1 protein-coding gene is annotated in these 1,900 nt (G+C 60.0%); it reads right to left on the bottom strand.

The window, feature by feature from the left end:
* A partial coding sequence (locus AACS18_RS02060; protein WP_258228822.1) for a PTS mannitol transporter subunit IICBA occupies positions 1-1,606 on the bottom strand: 1,606 nt, incomplete at its 3' end.
* Positions 1,607-1,900: the final 294 nt, after the last annotated feature.

Below are 1,900 nucleotides of genomic sequence, written 5' to 3' on the forward strand. Positions count from 1 at the left end.
TGGCGTTGACGTAGTCGGGGGCCACGTAGCCGCGCTCGGCCAGCAGTCGGCCTGCGGTCAGGATGGCGGCCTCCTTGTTGTCCGCTTTCAGTCCCAGATGCACGTCATGACGGCTCAGGGTAAAGACTTCGGCCGCTTGCGGCTCGTAGCTGTCGTCGTTGGCGGCCACCAGCAGCTGCGGGTTGGCGACATCATCGTTGGCGGCGCGGCTCAGGCTCTGTACCAGCTCCTGATAGAGGCCGTTGTCGAGGAAGTTGGTCAGGGAAATATGATGAGCGTTCGGCGCATGGCGACGGGCCCGCTCGGTCAGATCCTTGTGAGTGATGACCCAGTCCACCTGATCATCGAGCTGATCGATGGCGCGGTTGGTGACGCTGATATCGAGCCCGGCGGCCTGCACCCGCTTGCGCAGCATGCCGGCGCCCATGGCGCTGGAGCCCATGCCCGCATCGCAGGCGACCACAATATTGCGTACCGCCATCAGTTCGCCGCCCGGCTTCTTGGCCGCTGCGGTTTCGGGCTTGCCGCCCTTCATGGCTTTCATCTTGCGAGTGGCTTCACCGAGGGCATCGGCCTCGTCAGCTTCCGGCTGCTGGGCGCGGACGAACACGGCGGCGACCAGGAAAGAGACCAGAGTAGCGCTGATGATGGAGAGGGCGACCCCGATCAGGGATGCTTTCGGCGTCATCAACAACACGGCGAAGATGGAACCCGGTGAGGCTGGGGAGACCAGACCGGCGTTGAACAGGGTCAGGGTAAAGACCCCGGTCATGCCACCGGCGATCACCGCCAGAATGAGGCGCGGGTTCATCAGCACATAGGGGAAGTAGATCTCGTGAATGCCGCCGAAGAAGTGAATGATGGAGGCGCCAGCCGCGGACTGCTTGGCGGCACCACGGCCGAACACCATGTAGGCCAGCAGCACACCCATGCCCGGGCCCGGGTTCGCTTCAATCAGGAAGAAGATGGAGCTGCCATGCTCGGTCGCCTGCTGGATCCCCAGCGGCGAGAAGATGCCGTGGTTGATGGCGTTGTTGAGGAACAGGATCTTGGCCGGTTCGACGAAGATGGAGGTGAGCGGCAGCATGTGGTTTTCTACCAGGAAGCCGACGCCACCGGCCAGCAGGCCGGAGAGCACCTTGACGAAGGGGCCAATCACGAAGAAAGCGAGGATCGCCAGCAGCATGCCGATAAGCCCGGCGGAGAAGTTGTTGACCAGCATCTCGAAGCCGCTCTTGACGCGACCGTCCATCGCCTTGTCGAAGCGCTTGATGGCCCAGCCACCGAGCGGGCCGACCATCATGGCGCCCATGAACATCGGGATATCGGTTCCCACGATGACACCCATGGTGGTGATGGCACCGACCACGCCGCCGCGCTCACCGCCCATCAGTTTGCCGCCGGTGTAGCCAATCAGCAGCGGCAGCAGGTAGGTGATCATGGGGCCGACCAGCTTGGCCAAGGTGTCATTGGGCAGCCAGCCGGTGGGGATGAAGAGGGCGGTAATAAAGCCCCAGGCGATAAAGGCGCCTATGTTGGGCATGACCATATTGGACAGGAAGCGTCCAAAATTCTGTATCTTGACTTTGGTATCCGGTGATAACATGTCGGGACCCCGTTTTAAGCCTGTTTGATTAAAAGTGGTAGTCGGGATGGCCGGTTTTGCCGAACCTCCATCCCGGTCGTCTAAGCAACTTCAATCTACCAGCTTGATATCAAATTAGGCTGAAAACGGGGTGTCTTGTGATCCATCTCTCAGATACCCCGTCATACCCCCTCTCCAACCAGTGATGAAGATCACATTCGCTCGCTGTAATTCGGCTACATTTCGATCTTTTCTGTTTTTAATGACCATTTTCGTGATGCGCATCACTAAATCGGCTTTGCCGCGCCATTACGT

This window comes from Aeromonas sp. HMWF015, assembly GCF_963878965.1.
Lineage (GTDB): Bacteria > Pseudomonadota > Gammaproteobacteria > Enterobacterales > Aeromonadaceae > Aeromonas > Aeromonas veronii.